The sequence below is a fragment of the Candidatus Baltobacteraceae bacterium genome (assembly GCA_036489885.1).
Classification (GTDB): domain Bacteria; phylum Vulcanimicrobiota; class Vulcanimicrobiia; order Vulcanimicrobiales; family Vulcanimicrobiaceae; genus JAFAMS01.
In genome coordinates this window covers 777,441-798,802 of sequence record DASXEW010000001.1, presented here as the reverse complement: position 1 = coordinate 798,802, position 21,362 = coordinate 777,441, and the positions used below count along the sequence as shown (strand labels likewise).

The 21,362-nt window shown below is 60.9% G+C and carries 18 protein-coding genes; 6 read left to right on the top strand and 12 right to left on the bottom strand.

Translation table 11 applies throughout. The features are described from left to right. The first annotated feature begins 2 nt into the window (after nt 1-2). Complete coding sequence (locus tag VGG22_03740) at nt 3-1,400, top strand: MFS transporter (GenBank protein ID HEY1727477.1); 1,398 nt, start codon at nt 3-5, stop codon at nt 1,398-1,400. On the opposite strand, the gene VGG22_03735 is transcribed toward VGG22_03740, so the two are convergent. The 7 genes from VGG22_03735 to VGG22_03705 are packed head-to-tail and all read right to left on the bottom strand — an operon-like array spanning nt 1,397 to nt 9,240. After that, nucleotides 1,397-1,618 carry a hypothetical protein gene (locus tag VGG22_03735; protein ID HEY1727476.1) on the bottom strand — a complete coding sequence of 74 codons (222 nt, stop codon included), beginning with the start codon at nt 1,616-1,618 and terminating at the stop codon, nt 1,397-1,399. The two genes, VGG22_03740 and VGG22_03735, sit on opposite strands and share 4 nt — an antisense overlap. Further along, complete coding sequence (locus tag VGG22_03730) at nt 1,615-4,845, bottom strand: phospholipid carrier-dependent glycosyltransferase (protein HEY1727475.1); 3,231 nt, start codon at nt 4,843-4,845, stop codon at nt 1,615-1,617. The genes VGG22_03735 and VGG22_03730 overlap by 4 nt, the downstream gene beginning before the upstream one ends. A gap of 15 nt (nt 4,846-4,860) precedes the next feature. Beyond that, nucleotides 4,861-5,859 (bottom strand): polyprenyl synthetase family protein, encoded by a 999-nt coding sequence (locus VGG22_03725; protein HEY1727474.1) that lies wholly within the window; start codon nt 5,857-5,859, stop codon nt 4,861-4,863. Next, on the bottom strand, nt 5,859-6,716 hold the full coding sequence (ispH, locus tag VGG22_03720; GenBank protein ID HEY1727473.1) for a 4-hydroxy-3-methylbut-2-enyl diphosphate reductase: 858 nt from the start codon (nt 6,714-6,716) through the stop codon (nt 5,859-5,861). Before ispH ends, VGG22_03725 begins: the two co-directional genes overlap by 1 nt. Next, nucleotides 6,706-7,308: a lysophospholipid acyltransferase family protein gene (locus VGG22_03715; protein HEY1727472.1), complete on the bottom strand. Its 603-nt coding sequence runs from the start codon at nt 7,306-7,308 to the stop codon at nt 6,706-6,708. The genes ispH and VGG22_03715 overlap by 11 nt, the downstream gene beginning before the upstream one ends. Continuing rightward, entirely contained in the window at nt 7,305-7,991 is a 687-nt protein-coding gene (gene cmk / locus VGG22_03710; protein HEY1727471.1) for a (d)CMP kinase, read from the bottom strand. Before cmk ends, VGG22_03715 begins: the two co-directional genes overlap by 4 nt. Before the next feature lie 10 nt (nt 7,992-8,001). Then, a complete protein-coding gene (locus VGG22_03705) occupies nt 8,002-9,240 on the bottom strand; it encodes an acyltransferase (protein HEY1727470.1) in 1,239 nt (412 codons plus the stop codon). 56 nt (nt 9,241-9,296) lie between these two features. On the opposite strand from VGG22_03705, the gene radA reads away from it, so the two are divergent. Beyond that, a complete protein-coding gene (gene radA / locus VGG22_03700; GenBank protein ID HEY1727469.1) occupies nt 9,297-10,619 on the top strand; it encodes a DNA repair protein RadA in 1,323 nt (440 codons plus the stop codon). On the opposite strand, the gene VGG22_03695 is transcribed toward radA, so the two are convergent. Then, a complete protein-coding gene (locus VGG22_03695) occupies nt 10,616-11,371 on the bottom strand; it encodes an SDR family oxidoreductase (GenBank protein HEY1727468.1) in 756 nt (251 codons plus the stop codon). The two genes, radA and VGG22_03695, sit on opposite strands and share 4 nt — an antisense overlap. 20 nt (nt 11,372-11,391) lie before the next feature. On the opposite strand from VGG22_03695, the gene ftcD reads away from it, so the two are divergent. From ftcD to panB, 4 genes are read left to right on the top strand one after another with little or no spacing between them, the layout of a single operon-like run. Then, a complete protein-coding gene (gene ftcD / locus VGG22_03690) occupies nt 11,392-12,216 on the top strand; it encodes a glutamate formimidoyltransferase (GenBank protein ID HEY1727467.1) in 825 nt (274 codons plus the stop codon). Nucleotides 12,217-12,239: 23 nt separating this feature from the next. Beyond that, complete coding sequence (locus tag VGG22_03685) at nt 12,240-14,945, top strand: pitrilysin family protein (protein ID HEY1727466.1); 2,706 nt, start codon at nt 12,240-12,242, stop codon at nt 14,943-14,945. A 24-nt stretch (nt 14,946-14,969) separates the two neighbouring features. Further along, nucleotides 14,970-16,361: an NAD-dependent succinate-semialdehyde dehydrogenase gene (locus tag VGG22_03680; GenBank protein HEY1727465.1), complete on the top strand. Its 1,392-nt coding sequence runs from the start codon at nt 14,970-14,972 to the stop codon at nt 16,359-16,361. After that, the gene (panB, locus tag VGG22_03675; protein HEY1727464.1) at nt 16,361-17,236 is read left to right on the top strand and encodes a 3-methyl-2-oxobutanoate hydroxymethyltransferase; all 876 of its coding nucleotides are present in this window, start codon (nt 16,361-16,363) and stop codon (nt 17,234-17,236) included. The genes VGG22_03680 and panB overlap by 1 nt, the downstream gene beginning before the upstream one ends. Nucleotides 17,237-17,280: 44 nt before the next feature. Here panB and VGG22_03670 read toward each other — a convergent pair whose 3' ends face one another. The 4 genes from VGG22_03670 to VGG22_03655 are packed head-to-tail and all read right to left on the bottom strand — an operon-like array spanning nt 17,281 to nt 21,198. Then, nucleotides 17,281-18,090 (bottom strand): phytanoyl-CoA dioxygenase family protein, encoded by an 810-nt coding sequence (locus VGG22_03670; GenBank protein ID HEY1727463.1) that lies wholly within the window; start codon nt 18,088-18,090, stop codon nt 17,281-17,283. 11 nt (nt 18,091-18,101) lie between these two features. Then, nucleotides 18,102-19,244 carry a pyridoxal phosphate-dependent aminotransferase gene (locus VGG22_03665; protein HEY1727462.1) on the bottom strand — a complete coding sequence of 381 codons (1,143 nt, stop codon included), beginning with the start codon at nt 19,242-19,244 and terminating at the stop codon, nt 18,102-18,104. Beyond that, entirely contained in the window at nt 19,241-20,341 is a 1,101-nt protein-coding gene (locus VGG22_03660; GenBank protein ID HEY1727461.1) for an enolase C-terminal domain-like protein, read from the bottom strand. The genes VGG22_03665 and VGG22_03660 overlap by 4 nt, the downstream gene beginning before the upstream one ends. Beyond that, a complete protein-coding gene (locus tag VGG22_03655; GenBank protein ID HEY1727460.1) occupies nt 20,338-21,198 on the bottom strand; it encodes a 2,3,4,5-tetrahydropyridine-2,6-dicarboxylate N-succinyltransferase in 861 nt (286 codons plus the stop codon). Before VGG22_03655 ends, VGG22_03660 begins: the two co-directional genes overlap by 4 nt. Nucleotides 21,199-21,362 lie beyond the last annotated feature (164 nt).

Genomic DNA, 21,362 nt, shown 5'->3' with positions numbered 1-21,362 from the left:
GCGTGCAGACCGATGTCCCGAACAGATTGGATCGGCTTCCATGGAGCCGTTGGCATTGGACGGTCGTCACTGGCCTTGGCATTACGTGGGTCCTCGATGGTCTCGAGGTAACGGTTGTCGGAGCGATCGGGCCGCGGCTGCAAGAGTCATCGGGTCTCGGCCTCTCGGCAACGCAAATCGGCGAAGCCGCGACCGCGTACTTGATCGGCGCCGCAGCCGGCGCGCTCATTTTCGGGGATCTCACCGACCGTTTCGGCCGCAAACGATTGTTTCTCTTCACCCTGACGTTGTATTTCATCACCACGCTGGCCACGGCACTCTCGTGGAATTTTTGGAGCTTCGCCGTGTTTCGCGCTTTGACAGGGACCGGAATCGGCGGCGAGTACGCGGCGATCAATTCAGCGATCGACGAGCTCATCCCGTCGCGCCATCGCGGGCGGGTCGATCTCGGCATCAATGCAACGTGGTGGCTCGGAACGATTTTCGGCACGCTGGCAACGTTCGTATTGCTCGATCCGCGCCTCATCGATCCCCGTCTCGGTTGGAGACTGACGTTCGCGATCGGTGCCGTCATTGCGATTGCGATCTTGTTCGTGCGCCGCTCGCTGCCTGAGAGCCCGCGCTGGCTCGTCCTCCACGATCGCGCGAAGGAAGCTTCGCTGGTCCTCGACGTCATCGAGGAGCACGTTGCGCGAAGCGCGACGATCGCCAAACTCGCCGCAAACGCACGTGTCGAGTATGACCCCAGGCAACCGCGCGGATTTGGCGCCGTCTTCCGCACGATGCTGGTACGCTATCCGAATCGCACATTCGTCGCTCTCTCGCTCATGATCTCGCAAGCGTTTCTCTACAACGCAATCTTCTTCACCGAAGCGCTCGTGCTCGGGAACTTCTTCGGGGTCCCTCCGGAACGCATTCCGCTCTATATCTTCCCATTCGCGCTGGGAAATCTACTCGGGCCGTTCGTGCTCGGAGCATTATTCGACGTGGTCGGACGAAAGGTCATGATTGCCGTAACGTACGGACTCTCGGGCATACTTCTGGCTTTGACCGGGTGGGCATTCGAGGCAGGGCTGCTCTCCGCTACCACGTTGACGGCGGCCTGGTGCGTCATCTTCTTCTTTGCATCTGCCGGAGCGAGCTCCGCGTACTTGACCGTCAGTGAAACCTTCCCGCTCGAGTCGCGCGCCATTGCGATCGCGATCGTCTACGCGATCGGAACGTTGATCGGCGGCGCGGCCGCACCGAGCCTCTTCGGGGCATTGATCGCGACGAAATCGGCGCACGCGATTTTCGTCGGTTATCTCATCGGAGCCGGTGCGATGATCGGCGCCGCCGTCATCGAGCTCGCCTTCGGCGTTGAAGCCGCGCGGCGCATGCTCGAGGACCTTGCGGTCTAGGCCGGGTGCGGCCCGAATACCGCAGCGGCGATAATGACAACGGTGCCGAGCGCCGTCAACCCAGCGAGAAATATCGCGGCTCTCCGGCCGTCGCTTTCGTCATCGTGCTCGGTCATCCAGCGGCCCACTGCGGGAAGCACGATTAGCGCGACGATGATGAACACAATCGTTGAGCGCTCAAAGGTATCGATTTGCGCGATGATGCGTGCGAAGTTCAATTCGGTTTGATCCAGCTAAGGCCGTGCGGATGCCAATGGCCCGGAAGGATGTCGAGCCAGTTGTCGAGCCACATCCGCTGGTGCCACTGATCGTACGTGATCGGCATCGCTGCGAGTACCGGATAGAAGAAAATGAAACAGGCAAGCACGCCGGCCAAATATGAAGCGATCCAGAAGCGATTCTCGGCTTTGTACCAGGCGCGTTGCAACACAACGGCGTTCGCAATCACGATGATGGGCAGATTCGGGAAAAAATGGTACTCAAAGGCAATACGCGGTGTGAGAATCCACGGCAGCCATTGGAACAAGTACGCTGCAAAGAGCAAGAGATAACCCTTGTTGCGCTCGACGTAGCCCCACCACGCCATTGCCGGGACCGAGAATAGCCCGAACCACCACACCAGGGGATTGGGAAGCGCGAGAATCTCGGCGACGCAGCACGCTCCGCTGTTCGAAGCCGCCAGACCCGTGCGCCAATCGTGCCAATAATATGAAATCGGTGCGAAGAGCGTCGGCCACTGCCACCAATACGAGCCGTACGGATGGTGAAGCGACGCGGGATTCGTCTTCGAGAGCTCGTCGTGATACCAGAACATCTGCCACTGCATGCCGACGATGTCGGAAAAGTTGTAGCCAAGCCGATAATTCGGGAAGTAACAGGCAAAATAGAAGGTCGCCATCACGAACAGCATCCCGGCTATGAGCTGATCGGGCGTGAAGCCGCGCGGATTCCCGAAGATCGCGGGACGAGGGATAAAACGCTGGGCAAATACGATCGCGATCGCTACGAACAGGACGAACATGTCGAACAGTCCGTTCCATTTGCTCGCGGCCAGCAGCGACATCATGACGATCGTAGCGACCAGCCACGTCTGCGCGTCAGCCGCCTTGATCGTTCCGTCTTCGGTTCGCATCTCGCCCTCAGGAGTGAACGTCGCCGTCCCTTCGGGCGTCTTGTAGATCGCGGATCCGTCGCGCTTGTAGGTTATAGCGAGATCGTCGTACTTGAGCTCGCCGGTCCCACCGCCGTCGAAGCGGACGACCTTACGTTCGCGATCCGTCAGAAGAACCTCGGAGCCTTCCCCATAGCTCACCGCCGTCGCGACGGGGGCGACGAAACGCCGGCCAACCCAGCGTGCCAAAATGTAGATGCCAAGCTCGGCGTACAGAAACGCCATGACGTGGCTCTTCCAAATGAGCTCGGGGTCGGTCGGTTGCGTTCCGAGTTTATTGAGACCGAACGAGAACAGCACGGCAACGAGAGTGCCGGCAATCAGAGTGAGAATGAAACGCCAACCGAACTCACCGGGAATCTGCAAGCGAATCCGGACTTGCGTTGCCGTCCATAGCCGGTAGAACGCGTACAGCAGGCCGAGACCGAACGTTGCCACCCAAATCTCAGGCGTTGCAATGCGAGACTGAACGAAACGGAAACCGTCGAAGGTCAGCATGAACGCCGCGATCGACGCAAACAGCGTCGAGCCGAGCAAGCGTTTCGCGAACACATAGCAGAGCGGCACCATCAGCGTCCCGCACACGACGTTCAGGAAGCGCCAACCCCAACCGTTATCGCCGTGGGCCACGCCACCGAACATCCAGATCGACAGTGCGATCAGCAGCTTCGTTAGCGGCGGATGGGTCCACTCGAACGGAAATTCCCAGTCGGTGTTGATGCGAACGCCCTTGAGATACTCGATACCGCTGCGCGGATAGTAGATCTCGTCGAAGTACCGCTCGTTTGGATTCCAATACCACATGAAATCGAGGACAAACGCAAAGACGGTAAAACCGGCCACGACGATCCAGTCCGTACGCGTCATGCCGATCAAGCCTAGCCGCGGCGCGAACCAGATTCGGCCGATCCAAAGATTCGCGCGATCGAGGAGCGTGGGACCCGATTCGGACTTCGTCTCGAGCGGCTTCGCGCCCAGATACATGTAGCCGAGGACAAAGAACGTGATGACGACGATCGCCGACATCGAATGATCGAGTAGTGGAAAGATATCGGTTGCGTCGACCGGCCACTTTGCGTCCATCGCACGTGCGTAGTAGAGTGAATACCACAGGTTGGCAAGGAATGTGATGCTGAGCGCAACGGTCGCATACTTATAGCGCCGGCCGAGCGCCGCGAGCGGAATCACGAGCACGAATGCATTGAAGATATAGCGCTCGTGCATGCGCGTCGCCAGCGTGAAGAATGCGAGCGATACGAGCATGCAAGCTTCGAGAAAGGCTGCGTCGTCGCGTCGCTGCAGATAGCGGGTGATGATCAGCGCGGTAGCGGCCGCCACGAGAATGCCGCCCCAAACCCACATTGGTCCGAGCGAAATCGAACCAATCGCAATCGGAACGGTATCCGATTGCCAGAAGGGGCGTATCAAGCTATGGAGGTTGTACGCGTTGACGGAATTGTACGGATAGACTGCGCTACCGAACGAGTACCGTTCGAAAAGCCAGGCGAACGCGGTTGCGATGTTTGGATTGAATATCAGTGCAACGAAGAGCGCCAGCACGAGTCCGCTTGCGATACCGAGGGCAGAGTCGGCCATGCGCCGCACGCGCACGCCGGCGTCGGTCGATGCAAATGTCCAAGCCAGCATCATCAGCGCGATCATCACCGAAGGCGGCTTTATCAGAATCGCATAGCTGATAGAGAGCCACGCACCGATAATAACTAAACGCCGCCGTGGCGCCGAATCGTCGCTCGCATACAGCAAGAGCGCAACGGCGCCGAGCATAAATGCCGCCGGCACCGCATCGACTTGTCCCCAGTACGCCGAAACGTAGATCGTGGCTGGGTTGAAGAGATAAATCGCGGCCGCGATATTACCCCAGGTCTCGGAAACGAGACGCCGGACGATCCACGCGATCAACGCTGCATTGACCAAATCGAATGCGCAGGCGGGCAGCTTGACCAAAAAGTGCAGCAGACTGTAGTCGCCTTGCGCGTGCGGTACGATCAGGTAGATCTTGCCGGCGATCCACAAAATGAATAAATAGCCGGGCGGATAGTCGGCAAATCCCGCCTTTACGTAAAACTGCGAAAGCGGATTTTGGGCGGCTGTGAGGGCCCAAGACATGAACGAGTTGACGTCGCCGCGATAACCTTCGGACGGAATCAGCAGCATGCGCACGACGAAGCCGGCGAGCAGGATGCCCCAGAAAACCGTCGACGTATTCACTCGCCGCTCGATGCCCGGCCTGTCCGCGGCGGCGCGCGTGCTCACGTTATGCGCTCCGAGCTAAGCGACGCGACGGGCGGAACGCGTGAAGAGCGTGCGAACCGAATGTCCGCGATCGATCTGATGGGACTCCGCAATGCGCTCCGCATCGTGCAGCTGCGCGTCGACGGCTTCATCCGCGGCCTGCCGCGCGCCCAGCTCGTCCAGCGCTTCGACGATCGCGCGCACGTCGGCCGATTCGAGCGGTGTGCGCAGCGCGTAGCGTCGCATAATCGCGTCGCGTGCTGACGAGGGTTCTCCAGAAAGTGCCCATACGACCGGAAAGCTCCATTTGCGCCGCGCGATATCGCTCCCGCTCGGCTTACCAGTCTCTTCCGTTGAGCCCCACGTCCCCAGAACGTCATCTCGGATCTGAAATGCACGCCCGTAACAGCGGCCGAGATCACCATACGCGCTCGCGCGCTTGTCATCGCACCCTGCGGCATGCGCTCCCAGTTCGCATGCGGCGCCGAAGAGCGCGGCGGTTTTCCCGTCGATCATTGCGAAATATTCGTCGCTCGTCACGTGCGCCGCGGTCTCGAAACCGATATCGTACCCTTGCCCGGCGCACATTCCCAAATTTGCGTAATGCAAAACCTGCATCATCGCGCCGATGCGGTGCGGCGGGAGTTGTGCGGTGTTTCGCAGCAGCGCGAGATACGACACCGCGCACATCGAATCGCCGGCATTGACGCCGTGCGCGATGCCGTAGCGCGCCCAAACCGTCTCGGTTCCGTGACGCAGCTCATCGCCGTCCTCGATATCATCGTGAACCAGTGAATAGTTGTGCAAACACTCGATACCGATCGCTGCATCGATCCCTTGTTCGAAGGTTCCGCCTTCTTCGAACGCGGCATTGAACAAGAGGCGCGGACGCAGGCGCTTCCCGCGACGCGGCCCTGAACCGCCCGTCCCGATCCCGAAATGCCAACGAACCTGCTCGCCTATCGGTGAGGCGCCCATCGGCCGCAACAACACCGACACTGTTTCTTCGAGCGCGCGCTCGAATCGCTCGAGCACTATGTCAGGTGCGACTTAACGCCTCCGTCTGCCAGAGCATTCATACGATCCGCAACCTGATCGACGAGCCATCCTGGAGTTGAGGCGCCCGACATCAGACCGGCGGTTTGCACACCCGAAAACCACTGAGCCTCAAGCTCATCCGCACCTTCAATATGGTAGGTTCGAGCGCCGTTCGTCGTCGCAAGCTCGGCGAGATGCCGTGTGTTTGCCGAATGCTTGCCGCCGACCACCACCATGACCTCGACGTCTTGCGAAAGCTTCGTCGCTTCGAATTGCCGGTTGTGCGTATCGGTACAGATCGTATTTACGGCACGCACTTCGTAATATTTCTCGGTGAGACGCCGGACGATCTCTGCGAAACCGCTTCCCGACCACGTCGACTGCACCACGACGCCGACACGGCTCGCTCGCGGTAACGCGGCTACGTCATCGGCAGTCTGAATGCACCACGCGCCAGGCACGTGCGAGAGCGTCCCTTTCACCTCTGCGTGGTTGGGATCGCCGATCACAATGATCTTGTAACCGTCCGCGCGCAGCTTCTCGGCTTGCACGTGAATCTTCGTCACCATCGGGCAAGTGGCGTCGAGAATCGTTAGGCCCTTCTGCTGCGCCTTCTCGTAGACGGAGACCGGCAGACCGTGGGCGCGAACAAAGAGTGTCCCCGAATCAACCTCGTCGACCGAATCGGCGTTGCGCAGGCCTTGATCTTCGAGCTTCGCGACCATCTGCGGATTGTGAACGACATGTCCAAGCGTCGTTACCTCCGCGCCCGACGCAACGGCTTCTTCGGCCTTTTTCACTGTGATGGCGACGCCGAAGCAGAACCCTTGTGTCTTCGCGCGTTTAATCTCCACGTTCCAATTTCTCCCCGAGCGAACGAACTTGCGCCATGATCGCACTGGTCCAATTCGCCAATTCCTCGCGGCTGGCTTTCCCTTTGTGACCCCCGGCCACCCTAATGGGTTCTCCGAAGGCGACGCTGAGCTTTCCAAACCGCTTGGCGCGGTCCCCACCACGCACGAACGCGGGCAGAACCGGCGCACGGGCGAGCGAGGCGAGCAGGGCCACCCCCGTGTGAACGGTTGCGTCACCGTGCAGGTTCCGCGTGCCCTCCGGAAAGATGCCGATCACCTTCCCTTCCTTTAAGACTCGCAGAGAACCGCGAATCGCCGCCACGTCACCTTTGCCGCGATCGACCGGATACGCGCCAAGGGCGGCGATCGTCGGACCCAGGACCGGGATGCGGAACAGCTCGACTTTTGCCATGTACCAAACCCGGCGCGGAAGCGCAACGCCCAGCGCAACCGGATCGACGTAGCTGATGTGATTGCAGGCGACGATCAACGGACCGCTCATCGGAACGTTCTCAATCCCGACCACGCGCATGCGCAGCGGTCCGTAGCACCACGCACCGGTCACGGCTCGCGCGAAAGCGTAAAATGTCACGCCGCGTTGCGAATCATTGCGAGCATTCGCTCGACGACCGCTTCTGCCGAGATGCCGGTCGAGTCGATCAGTGCCGCGTCCGCCGCGCGCCGCAGCGGCGACGTCGCTCGCGTTTCATCCAGCCGGTCCCGTTCTTGGATTTGGGCTCGAACCTCATCGAGATCGGCATCGACGCCGCGTTCGGCAAGCTCGGATTGACGCCGGCGCGCACGCTCGTCGAGCGATGCGGTCAGAAAAAATTTGTGGCGTGCATCCGGAAGCACGACGGTGCCGATATCGCGCCCCGCCATCACGACGGGCCCTTCGCGCGCAATCTCACGCTGCCGCTCGACGAGCTTTGCCCGCACCCCCGGCTGCGATGCAACGGCGCTCACCGCTGCGGTTACGTCCGGATCGAAGAGGCGATGCGTCACTTCCGTCCCATCGATACGAACGCTGTATCCGAGCTGCGAGGCATCGTGAATGCCGACATCGACGCGATGTGTTTCCAACAAACCAACGAGCGCTTCTTCTTGATCGACTGCGACACCATTGCGCAACGCTAAATATGCAACCGCGCGATACATTGCGCCGGTGTCGAGATAAAGGTATGCAAGGCGCTCCGCAAGTTGCTTCGCGCACGTGCTCTTACCCGAGGCTACGAATCCATCTATCGCGACGCTGTCGCTGCTTTGTGCACCCACTCGCCTGCGCTCATTCTTGCCGGCTAATGGCGGCCCTTCGAAACATCGCTCCGGCGCGACGGCTGAATTCGCCGGGGTCCATTCGCAACAGCGGGCGTTCGATCGCGAAGGTCACGAACGACGCGATTGCGAGCGCAATCGCGAATCCGCATGTCGTCGTTATCCACGCCCAGGTTGGGTCGCCGCGCGTCACGCCCTGTGGATGCGGAATGAACGGCCAGGTCGCGACCCAGCGGAAGACGATCTGGTGCCAGAGATACATATTGTAGGAAACGATCGCGAGAAATACGAGGACGCGGTTGGCGATGATCTTGTGCCAGAATCCTGGCGCGAACAGCGAACCGAGGGCGACCATTCCGATTGCGACCGCATAGTACGTTCCGTTGCTAATCAGCCAGACGTCGGCAAAATCGGTTTCCCAACGCTTGTGAGCCAAGTTCATGAACAAGAATGTGATCCACACGATCCCGGTGAGCGCGACGAGCAGCCAGGCCCAGCGCATGTTCGCCAGGCGCGGGTAGTTCTTGCGGAGCCAAACGTAGCCGAACGCACAGAACATTCCCACCGCAAAGAAATCGAAGAAGCCCAGCATCTGCTGCAGGTTGTGATCGAAAACAGGCCTCACGCAACATTGGCCGATCCGGATCCGATACGCGATCGCAATCGCCGTCATCACGCTCGCAACCGGAAGCGGTGCGCGCAACAGAAGATATATCAAAACCGGGAAGACGACGTAGTACTGAACTTCGATTCCGAGCGTCCAGAGCACGCCGTTGATCGACGCATAGCTGTCGGCGAAGAGCGTATGCACGAACGTTAGGTGCGCAGCCAGATCGAAGGCGGCGGCTTGAGGCGTCGCCCAGTCGATATTTGCGCCCCAGCTGTCCTTTGCGCCGGGCAGTGCGGCAATCGCGATAACGGCGACGATGCTGATCGCGTAGGACGGAAAGATCTTGATCAGGCGGCGGTAGGCGAAGTGACGCAGCGCAGGCGGCGCAGTTCCCTCGAAATGCGCGCATACGTAGGGATAGCTCAGACAAAATGCACTAAGACAAAAGAACAGCTCGACACCGAGGAAGCCCGAGATCGGGATGAAAATGAATGCGCCCGGATCCAGCCATGATACTTGCCACAGATGAAACCACACCACGAGCGCAATCGCGATTCCACGCAGACCATCGAGCACGTCTAAACGGCGCTCCGCCCCAGGCTGCGCGCCCCCCAAGTCCCCCATTTGCGCTCGGCCCATCACCATCTCGCTCTATCCATAAATGTATCGCCGGCCTCGCAACAAACAGCTAAAGCATGGCTAAGGCGCGGGCCGTCTTCTTCTGTTCCTCGTGCGGTTTCGAGTCGCCCCGTTGGCTCGGTCGTTGCCCAACCTGCGAAGGCTGGAACACGTTCGCGGAAGCGCCCTCGCTGCGGCCGGCTAAATCTCCGGCTGCGCGCGCATCGGCCCCATCGGTCTTAGCACCCGTGCGTCTCGCCGAAGTCTCGAGCGAAAGTACGAACCGCATTTCCTGCGGAATCGGCGAGTTCGATACGCTGCTCGGCGGTGGGATCGTGCCCGGGAGCGTGATTCTCATCGGGGGCGCGCCCGGTGCCGGTAAATCGACGCTCATGCTGCAGCTCGCGGATCGCTTGGCGCGTGAGAAACGGCCGGTCGTCTACGTTTGCGGCGAAGAGTCGGCCGCGCAAGTGCGCCTGCGCGCGCAACGCCTGCACGCCGGTGACGAGCTGCTCGTCTATCCGGAAACGAATCTCGTTTCGATCTTGGATAGCGTCGAGCCGCTGCATCCGAGCGTCATGGTCGTCGACTCGATTCAGACCGTTTGGCTGCCTGAGGTCGAATCCTCAGCCGGAAACGCCGTCCAAATTCGCGAGTGCGCGCAACGCTTGGTCGAATACGCGAAGCGCTCGTCCTGCGCGATCTTCGTCGTCGGACACGTCACCAAGGACGGCGCGATCGCGGGGCCGCGCTTGCTCGAGCATCTCGTCGACACCGTATTGTATTTCGAGGGCGAACCGAGCGGTGAGTTCCGTATCGTTCGTGCGACGAAGAATCGCTTCGGCAGTGTCGATGAAATCTGCGTATTCACGATCGACGAAGAGGGCTTGCACGAGGTGCCGAGCCCCTCACAGATTTTCGTCGGGGCGCACCGCCGTGCCGAGGCCAGCGGCGCGTGCATCGTGCCGAGCATCGTCGGGTCGCGCCCGGTTCTGGTCGAGATTCAAGCGCTCGTCGCCGACGCCGCTTATGGCACGCCGCGGCGGCTGGCAGCCAATCTCGATCAAGCGCGGTTGGCGATGATTCTCGCGGTCTTGGAGCGCCGTGCCGGGATGCATCTCGGAGGAATGGACGTTTATGCGTCCGTCGCCGGCGGCTTGCGCGTCACCGAGCCGGCCGCGGATCTGGGAATCGCACTCGCAATTGCGTCCGCATTTCGCAATCGCCCGCTGCCTGGAAGCCTCGTCGCATTCGGTGAGATCGGCCTGTCCGGCGAACTTCGCCGCGTATCGCAAACGCCGCGGCGCGTCGCCGAAGCGCGCAAGCTTGGTTTTACGCAGACGCTCGCGCCCGGCGAAATCGCCGACGTAAGCGCCGCCCTCGCACGCGCCTTTGCCTAACCGCGCCCGAGATACGGCATCTTGGTCGCCATGATCGTGAGAAATTGAACGTTCGTATCGAGCGGAAGCTGCGCCATGTAGACGACGGCGCTCGCCGTGTGCGCGACGTCCATCTGCGGTTCCATGACACGCGAACCATCGGCTTGCAGCATCCCGGCCGAACGACGTGTCGTAATGTTGCTGATCATATCCGTCGTCGCGTTGCCGATGTCGATTTGCCCGCACGCGATATCGTACTTGCGTCCCTCGAGCGATATCAGTTTGGTCAATCCGCTGATGCCGTGCTTCGTCGCCGCGTAGGGCGCGGTGTGCGGACGCGGCGCGTATGCGGCGATCGAGCCGTTGTTGATGATGCGGCCACCCTGCGGCGTTTGCTCTTTCATGATGCGGTACGCAGCGCGCGCACACAGAAATGCACCCGTGAGATTGACGGCCACGACCGCGTCCCAATCATCTTTTCCAAGCTCCTCGAAAGGGACCGTCGGGCCGAATGCGCCGGCATTGTTGAAGAGCACATCGAGGCGGCCAAACTTTGCACGTACCTTATCGAACGCTGCCGTCACGTCGGATTCTTTGCCGACGTCGGCTGCGATCGCGAGCGTCTTCCCGCTTGGAGATTTTGCCGCAGTTTCATCCAGCGTTTCGCTTTTGCGGCCAAGCAACACCGTGGTGAAGCCGGCTTCCGCGAGCGCGATTGCGCTGGCGCGTCCGATGCCGCTGCCGGCGCCGGTAACGAGAGCAACTTTTTCCATGCGGCGTCGTTGCGCTCGCAGTGAACGGGCTCCCGCTTTTCGAGATCGTTCCGAATATCTCCGAAGGGCGCGATGCGTCGATCGTCGATGCCTGCGTCGACGCCATTGCGAGGAGCGGCGCGCGAGTAATCGATCGCACCACCGACAGCGTCCATCATCGCAGCGTGATTACGGCGGTCGGAAGCGCAGATGAGGTTGTGGCCGCGAGTGTGGCCCTCGCCGGCGCCGCCGCCGAGCGGATCGACTTACGAGCTCACCAAGGCGTCCATCCGCGCATCGGTGCGCTCGACGTTCTTCCATTTATCGCTCTGCGCGGCGCGACGCTCGCGGACGCCGGTACGCTCGCGCACCGGGCCGCGGCTGAGATTTGGCAGCGCCATCGCGTCCCTTCCTATTACTACGACGGCGCAGCTACTATCCAGGGGGGCCGCACGCTGCCGGAAGTCCGCCGGGGCGGCATCCCGCTCGACGTGGGCGAGCGAACACATGAATCCGCCGGGGCGATCGCCGTCGGCGCGCGCGACTTCTTGGTTGCGTTCAACGTCGAGCTCGCCACCGGGGACGTCGAGCTCGCGCGAACGATCGCCCGGATGCTGCGAGAACGCGATGGAGGTCTCACCACGTTGCGCGCCCTTGGTCTCGCGCGCGCACCCGGCGTCGTTCAGGTCTCGTTTAACATAACCGACCCCGAGGCGACGCCGCTCTATCGCGTGGTCGAGCTGGTGCGCGCGCTCGGCGCGGAATCCGGAATCGAGATTGTCCGCACCGAGCTGATCGGTCTCGTGCCTCGTAAAGCATTGCAAGCGACCGCAGCTTACTATGCGCACGACGAGGCAAGGCTGTAGCCCAACTCGAAACGGCTGTCGTCTTGATCCGCCGCTTACTTCTCATCTTCGCCTTCGTTGCAATCGTTTCGCTCCAGCTGCCGTCCGGCAGCGTAAATGCAGCGGTGCCGAATCCAAACGAGTTTCCGCCGCGAGCCGTGACTTCGAAAGTCCTCGCGAACGGCTTGAAAGTCGTCGTTGCGGAATCGCACGCTGTTCCTGTCGTCGAGGTCGCGCTCTACTATGGCTTCGGCGCGAATGAAGAGACGCCGGGCAAAACCGGACTCGCGCACGGCCTCGAACACATGATGTTTCGCGGAACGCCGTCGCTCTCAGACGCCGGACTCGACGACGTAATCTCGCGCATGGGCGCTCAAGTCAACGCCGAGACGAATACGGACGTAACGCATCTCTATGCGGTGGTGCCGCGCGATCGTCTCGACCTGTGGATGCGCATCGAGGCCGATCGAATGCAGCATCTCTCGCTCTCGGAGAGCCTCTGGAAGCTCGAAAAGGGGGCGGTACTGCAAGAATATGCCGCGGATTATTCCGATCCGGTCGGCAAGATGGTGATGAGCGTCAACCGTGCGGCCTACGGCGCGAACGATCCGCTCGGACGTGGTGCGCTCGGCAACCGCGAGGACATCGTACGTTCGACGGCCGCCGATTTGCGCAAGTATTATCAGCGTTGGTATGCACCGAACAACGCCGTCCTCGTATTGACGGGAGACATCAAACCCGCCGAGGCATTTGCAATGGCGGAAGGGGACTTCGGTCGAATTCCGCGACGCGCGGTCCCCAAAGCATTTACGGCGCCGCCGGTGGTGCATGCCGGCGAATCGATCACGCAAACGGCTGATGTTCCGTTCGGAACGGTTGATTTTGCATACGCGATCCCGGGTCAAACCGACCGCAAGGTCATCGCTCCGATCCTGATCGCGCTTGCCTGCGAAGATGCGCGCTCGCCGATTCGCTCCGCGCTCGTGAATAACCAGATCGCACTTCAGTATTCGGCGACGCCGGTTCTCACGATGCGGGGCAGCATGTTTCATCTGCTGATCACGCTCGCGCCGGGAAGAACTCCGAGTGAAGCCCGGATCGCGTGGGAGAGCGCCTTCAGGCAGACGTTCGTAGAGAATTTTCCGCAGGATCTCATTGATGCGGCCAAGCGCGCAGCGATCGTGCAAGACGTCTATGATGCGGACTCGCTCACGGGGCTCGGCGACCTGGTCGGAAACTCGTTCGGCGTCGAGCACGGAAGCTACCCGAATCACGACAACATTGACATCGCAAACGAAACACGCGCACAGATTCAAGAAGCCGCGCGAACGATGTTCGCAAGACCAACGGTCGTGGCGTATGTCCGCCCGCAGATGGAGAAACCGGGTTCAGCCCAACCGCGACCGATCAATCCCAGCGCAACCGCGATCAACGATTCGTTCAGTGGACGTGTTCCGACCGGGAAAATCGTCGAGGCTCCTTGGATCCGCGCGATGCTCGCTACGACGGCCCCTCTTGCCTCGCACGTACAACCCGTGGCGTATACGCTTCCCAACGGCCTCAAGCTTCTAGTCCAGGAAGCTCGCGACAATCCCACAGTCTCAATTGCGGGTAGCGTCCGGAATTCACCGCGTAGCGATCCGCCCGGACAAGAAGGCATGAGTGTGATGCTGACGTCGATGATGGCGTACGGCTCCGTGCGTTACGATTTCGACGCGCAACGCTCGATCGCAGACAATCTCGCCGCCGACGTCAGTTACGGTGGAAGTTTTGGGGCCCGCGGACTCGCCCGCGATTTTCCGCAGCTGCTCGGCCTGATCGCGGACGATCTCAAGGAACCGGCGTTACCGCCCGAGTTCTTTAGCCTCGTGCGCGATTCGATTCGCGCGCAAGTCGAACGCCGCGATTTCGATCCGCAATTCCGGGCGGCTCGCGCCTTCGAAGCCGCACTTCTTCCGCCCGACGACCCGCAGCTGCGCGAGCCGACGGCGGCTTCGCTGAATGCAATAACGCTTCCCGATTTGCGGACTTTTGCTTCGCGATTGCTCCGTCCCGAAAACACCGTGCTCGTCGTCGTCGGAGACGTGAAAGCGAGCGACGTTCGGGACGCGGTAGCGGCAGCACTCGGAGATTGGAAAGCCACGGGATCGCCCGTCGATCTCTCGCTTCCGCCGCTTCCGCAACCGAAAGGCGGGGCGATTGACGTTCCGACCCAATCGAACGACGTCGCCGTTCGTATGGGCGAACCGGGAATCTCACGCAGCTCGTCGGACTTCGACGCGTTTTCGCTGCTCGATCAAATCTTCGGCGGCAACTCCTTTGATTCACGGCTCTTCAAGGAAGTCCGGATGCGCCGCGGACTGGCATATACGGTCTATTCGGCGCTCGACGCGGGCGTTGACCGCGGGATCTTCGAAATCGGCTTGCGCGCCTCGCCGCAAAACGTCAATCGTGCGGTTAATCTCGTCAAAGGCGAAATGCGACGAATGCAAGACGAACCCGTAGCGGAAAGCGAGCTCGAGCGCGCGCGCAGCCGCATCATCGGGGAAACCGTGATCGCCGAACAGGACAAGGGGACGTTGGTCGGCGACCTACTCAACATCGTTCAGAACGATCTCCCGCTCAACTACTACGCCACGCTCTCGCAACGATACGCCTCGATCGGCGCCGATGCGATTCAACGCGTGGCTCGCACGTATTTTCATCCCACCCACATGGTGGAAGTGTACGAAGGCCCCACCGTGCGGTAAGACTCCTTGGAAGAAAGGAGCTCCATGAGCACGCAAACACTGAATCCAATCGTCACCGTTGATCCGAGCACCGAGCAACCTCTCGAACGGTTTGAGCCGTTTTCGGCGGGGCGCATCGATGCGGCGCTCGAGCGTGCATCGACCGGATACCGCGCTTGGCGCACGACGCGCTTCGCGGAACGCTCCGTGGCCATGCACAGAGCCGGCGAGGTGCTCCGCGCACGCAAACCCGAATACGCTGCGCTGATCACGCGCGAGATGGGCAAGCCCATCGCCGAGGCGGAAGCCGAGATCGACAAGTGCGCCGGTGCGTGCGACTACTTCGCCGATCACGCCGAAGAATATTTGCGCGACCAACCGCACGGCTCGAACGCGACCGAAAGCTATGTCGCATTTCGTCCGCTGGGCGTCATCCTCGCCGTCATGCCGTGGAACTTTCCATTTTGGCAAGTTTTTCGCTTCGGCGCGGCAGCGATCATGGCCGGAAACACGACCGTCCTCAAACACGCGAGCAACGTGACAGGCTGCGCGGTTGCGATCGAAAAACTCTTCGCCGACGCCGGGTTCCCGAACGTCGTCACCGCGATCATCGTCCCCGGCAGCGAGGTGACGAAGCTGATCGACGACAAACGCATCGCAGCCGTAACGTTGACGGGTAGCGATGCAACTGGTTCGACCGTGGCTGCTGCGGCGGGAAAAAATCTCAAGAAGTGCGTCCTGGAGCTGGGTGGAAGCGATCCCTTCATCGTGCTCGGCGACGCGGATCTCGATCTCGCCGCGCAGTTCGCGGTGCGTGCGCGTTTTCAAAATACCGGACAGAGCTGCATCGCCGCCAAGCGTTTCATCGTCGAAGCCTCAGTCTACGATGCGTTTCTCGAGCGGTTCGTGGCGCAAGCCAAGGCGCTGACATTCGGTGACCCGAGCGATCGCGCCAATAAACTTGGGCCGATGGCGCGCGCCGATCTGCGCGACGCGTTGTACGAGCAGATCGAAAGCACGGCAGCCAGGGGCGCAAGGATCGCAACCGGCGGCAAGAAACCGGCGCGCAAGGGTTATTTTCTCGAGCCGACGATCGTCTCCGACGTCGCACCCGGGATGCCGATGTTTGAACAAGAGACGTTCGGCCCGGCTGCGGCTGTTATACGCGCGGTAGATGCGCGCGAGGCTATCGCGCTTGCCAATGATTCCGATTTCGGTTTGGGCGGAAATCTCTGGACTACCGACATCGAGCGCGCGACAAAGCTCGCCGGCGACATGGAAACCGGTGGCGTCTTCATCAACGGCATGACTGCGAGCGACACGCGCCTTCCGTTCGGCGGCGTCAAGCGCAGTGGATATGGCCGCGAGCTCTCCGCCTTCGGAACGCACGAGTTCACGAACATTCAAACCGTCTGGATCGGCCCGGCACGCACCTGATGGCGGACGAACGCAAGAAGCGCACGATCACCGAGATTCGCGACTCAAAGCAAACCGGCGAGAAGCTCGTCTATATGTCGGTTCCCGACTACACGTCGGCACGCTGGGCCGAGATGGCCGGCGTCGACGTTGCGGTAGTCGGCGACAGCCTGGCGATGGTTGCGCACGGACATCCGAATACGATCCCGGCCACGATGGACATGATGGTCCTGCACTCGCTGGCGGTTCGCCGCGGCGCGCCAAACACGTTCGTGCTCGGCTGCATGCCGTATCAAAGCTACAACACCGTCGACCGCGCGCTGCAAAATGCGACGCGCTTCATGCAAGACGCCGGCTGCGATGCGGTTAAGCCGCAGGGCGGCAAGAGTCAAGCCCACATCCTGAAAGCTCTGGTTGATTCCGGGATTCCGACCGCGTCGCACATCGGCCTCACGCCGCACACCGTCGCGATGTTCGGCGGCTTCCGCGTACAGGGCCGGACTGCCGTCGATGCGTTCAAGATTCTCGAGGACGCGCTTGCAATTCAAGAAGCCGGCTGTTTCATGCTCGAATTCGAAGCCGTGCCGGCGCCGATCGCCGCCGCGATTTCGAAAGAGCTCGAGATCCCAACGATCGGAATCGGCGCCGGCGTGGGCACAGACGGGCAGATTCTCCTCTGCTACGATCTGCTCGGCGTCTTCACCGATTTCAAACCGAAATTCACGAAGCGTTTCACCAACCTGACCGAAGTCGCCGTCTCGGGCATCAAGCAGTATGTTTCCGAGGTTAAGGCCGGCACGTTTCCTGATGACGAGCACAGCTATTCCGTGAATCCGGCCGAGCTCGAAAAATTTCTCGGCATGATCGAGCGCCGCAAGCAAGTTTTGAAAGGCTGAGTCGTGTCGTCCAGAGCGTACGCCGCTACGCTCGCACCAGGTAGTTAAACCGGAACGGCTTCTCGCAGATCGTCGTTCGAGAGCAGCTCGAGCGGCTTGTAGTTACGCGACACGACATAATCGGGGCGCGGATTCGCCGGAATCGGATTCGGCTTGTTCGCGACCGTGTTGTACGCGATATAGTGATGCCAGCGATCGTTCGGTGCGAGGTTGTGTCCCGAACCGTGCACCATCTTGCAATGGAACAAGACCGCAGTACCGGGTCCGCCCGTAATCGCGGCCGGACGCGGACCTTTGCGGAGCAGATCGATCATCGATTGCTTCTCGATCGCCCACTGCGGATACGACGTTGTGAGCTCGTCCTTGTAAGCGGGAAGAGTGTCACCTTTGTGACTACCCGGAACGAAGTAGAGACATCCGCTGAATTCCGTGGCCTCATCGAGCATCACGAGGAACGTCGCCATCTGAGACGTCGGCACGCCATCATGCTGCCAATATCCGTAATCTTGATGCCAGAGCCAGACCGTACCGTCGATTGCAGTCTTGATGTTGCTCTTGCAGTGATAGACGTAAAGCTTGTCATCGTGCAAGACTTGTTGCGCCGGTCGCAGGAAACGCGGCGTACGTGCCAAGCGCCCAAAGGCGGGTGATGCCGTCGGCCCATCGGACTCATGTGCACGGTAAACGGTTCGTACCGAGCCGGTTCGCTCGCGAATGATCGCATCAGATTGCGCGGTCGAGACGCGGTTGATCTCCGACTTGAGAAGCGCTACTTCATCGTCACTAAAAAGACGATCGAAGCGGATGAACCCGTCACGGTCGAATTGGGCGACCTGGGAATCGGTCAGTTGCATCGGGCAACCTCCTAAGACGTACGCAACATACTAGCGTTACCCGCGATACGCTGAAAACCTTCGCGTACACGCTCGATCGGAGCCACCCACGAGCAGCGTAACCAGCCTTCGAAGCTTGCGCCGAAGATCGAGCCGGGGATTGCGACGACGTCGGCGTCCTCAATCAAGCGCTGCGCGAACTCGAGCGTCGGGACGCCGTCGCCGACGTGGACTGCCGCGTAAAACGAGCCGTCGATCGGCGCGTAAGGAAGCCCGACATCATCCAAGGCGCTCATTGCGCCGGCCCGCTGCTCACGATAAAACGCGGCGTGTTCCGCAAGACCGCCCGGCGTCCGGAATATCTCGAGCGCCATCCGCTGCGCGAACGTGTTTGCGGTCGAGACGATGTACGAATGCGCGCGCAACATCGTCGGAACGCAAGCCTTAGGGGCGAGCACCCAACCCATGCGCATTCCGGTAAGCGCATTACTCTTCGAAAGCGAGTTGACGACGATCGTATACGGGTACACCTGCGCAAGCCAACCTGCGTCCTGCGTGAAGAGCAGCTCACGGTAAATCTCGTCGTGTAAGACGTAGACCGGATCGCCGCCGCGCGCTAGGAGCAACTCGGCTAAACGCTCCGCTTGGGCGCGCGTGATCGCGCGTGCCGTCGGATTGGAGGGCGAGCAGATCACGATCAAGCGCGTTTGCGGCGTCACCGCTGCCGCGATACGCTCGGCATCGAAGGCAAATTGATCCTCTGCAATGAGCTGCACACGCTGCAACGCAATGCCTTCCATTTGCGCGCACTTCACGTATGACGGAAACGCCGGTTCGACGACCATCAACGCGTCGTTGGCCGGATCGAGGAGGGCTTTGATCGTGAGATAGACTGCCTCTTGCGAACCGGGCGTCGCGATGACGTTCTCGGCTCCGGACAGCTTCGGATAGTGATAGTACTCGGCGACGGCTTTGCGCAATTCCGGATCACCGGCGTTCGTCGTGTAACGGCAGCCATGTTCCGATACCCATCGGGTCGCAAGCTCGAAGTATCCCATGGTGGGAAAGAGCGCCGGCTCACCCAAACCAAGATCGATCGACGTCGGTTTCTTGCGGTCGTTGAGCGACCGGATGACCGAGGCTTCGATTCCGGTAACGCGCGGATTCAAGCTCATCGGACCTCGAATTCGTGGATCGCGTCCTCGTTCCACACGATCCCGGAACCTGAATCGCTCGAAGCGGTTATCGTTCCGTCCTTGACTTCGATCACATCGCGCAGAATCGGCTGCGCCCAATCGACGTACTCGAGCCAATGCCGCGTCGGGGTTACCGCAAGTAAGTGGGCACTGATCTCCGGATAGAGATGTGAAGACATCGGCACGCCGGCCGCTTCTGCTAATGCCGCAGCGCGCAGCCAACCCGTGACACCACCGATCTTCTGCGCATCAGGCATGGCATAATCGCACGCGGACTGATCGAGGAACGTCGCCATCGGATGCGTCCCCCACCAATTCTCACCGGTTTGAATCCCGGTCCGCACGCCGCGCCTGACTTCCGCATGCCCGCGCGCATCGTCGGCCGCCACGGGTTCTTCCAGCCACAAGATATGTTCGTCGTCGAGCATCCGCCCGCGCCGCAGTGCTTCTGCAGTCGAGAGCGCTTGATTGTAATCTGCCATGAGCACGACGTCGCGCCCGATTGCGCCGCGAACGTTGCGAACGACGGCGAGATCGGTAACGGCTTCCGGATACCCCAAACGCACTTTGACTGCATGAAATCCGGGTGACAGCAATTCGCGCGCTTCGACTCCGGCGCGATCCGGCCCGATGATGCCCAGACCGTTGCTGTTGTAAGCCGCTATAGGACGCGGTGCCCCGCCTAAGAGTGTCGCAAGCGGAAGTTCGAACGAGCGCGCCAACGCATCCCAGACCGCCATGTCGACCGCCGCGAGCGCCATCAGCGTGATCCCTTGCGGTCCGAGCAAACGTAACTTGCTTTGTAATGTGGCTTCGATGTCGAGTGGGGCGAGCTTCATCCCGCGAATGACTTCACCGTAGTGTGCCACGACGTTCGCAACCGGTTCGAGCGCAAAGGGCGCATAGACGAATACGTACGCGCATCCGGCCGGACCGTCGCCCGTGGCGACGTCAACGAGAACAAGCGGCGCCACCTTTACTTCGCCCGTCGCTACGGCGAGCGGCCGGCGCATCGGCACGAGCACTTTGCGCACGCGCACGTCGGTGACGGTCAGCATCGATTCGGGCGTTCTCATACCGAGATCTCGAACTCGCGCAAGACGGCGTTGAGCGACGTCTTACGATCCGTGCTTTCCGAGCGCGTCCCGATGACGAGCGCACACGGTGTGCCGTACTCGCCGGCCGGAAACTTCTTTGGAAAGCTTCCTGGAATCACGACGCTGCGTGGTTCGACGATACCTTTGGTGATACGTGGGGTTGTGTCGCGAACGTCAACGATCGGCGTGCTTGCGGTAATCACCACGCCCGCGCCCAGCACAGCTTCCGTCCCGATCCGAACGCCCTCGACGACGATGCATCGCGAACCGATGAACGCTCCGTCTTCGACGATGACCGGTTGTGCCTGGGGTGGTTCGAGAACCCCGCCGATCCCGACACCCCCCGCCAAATGAACGTTCTTTCCGATTTGTGCACACGAGCCGACCGTCGCCCATGTATCGACCATCGACCCGTCGTCGACGTACGCGCCGATGTTCACGAAACCGGGCATCAGGATAGCGTTTTTCCCAAGATACGAACCGTAGCGCGCGATACCGCCGGGGACGCAGCGGGCTCCGAGTTTCTTATAATTACGCTTCGTAGGCAGCTTGTCGTAGTACGACGGGGGTGCGCCGCGCAACGCGAGCGCATCGGCTCCCTCCGTTCCGATCACCAAGCTGTCCATCCGCGAAAAATAAAGCAAGATCGCCTGCTTCACCCAGGCGTTGGTGACCCAGCCGCCGGCACTCGGCTCGGCGACGCGCAGCGTGCCGTCATCAAGCGCCCCGATGACCTCATCGACTGCCGCGCCGTCGGGGCCGCGCAGCCGTGACCCGCCGCTCGCAGAATCATCGACCAACGCCTCAATCGTAGAACGAAGTTCAGCGACCTTCACCAGCCGTTGATACGCCCTTAAGCTTGCCCCGCCCCTGGATTCGGCGATGTGACGCCCGGCCGCCGGGGAGCGCGTACCTGAAAACAGAAGGGCTATTCGTCGCAGAAAAACTCAATGTTGTTACGAGCCCCTCGGGGAATCGAGTCCTGTCGTAATAACGGCGG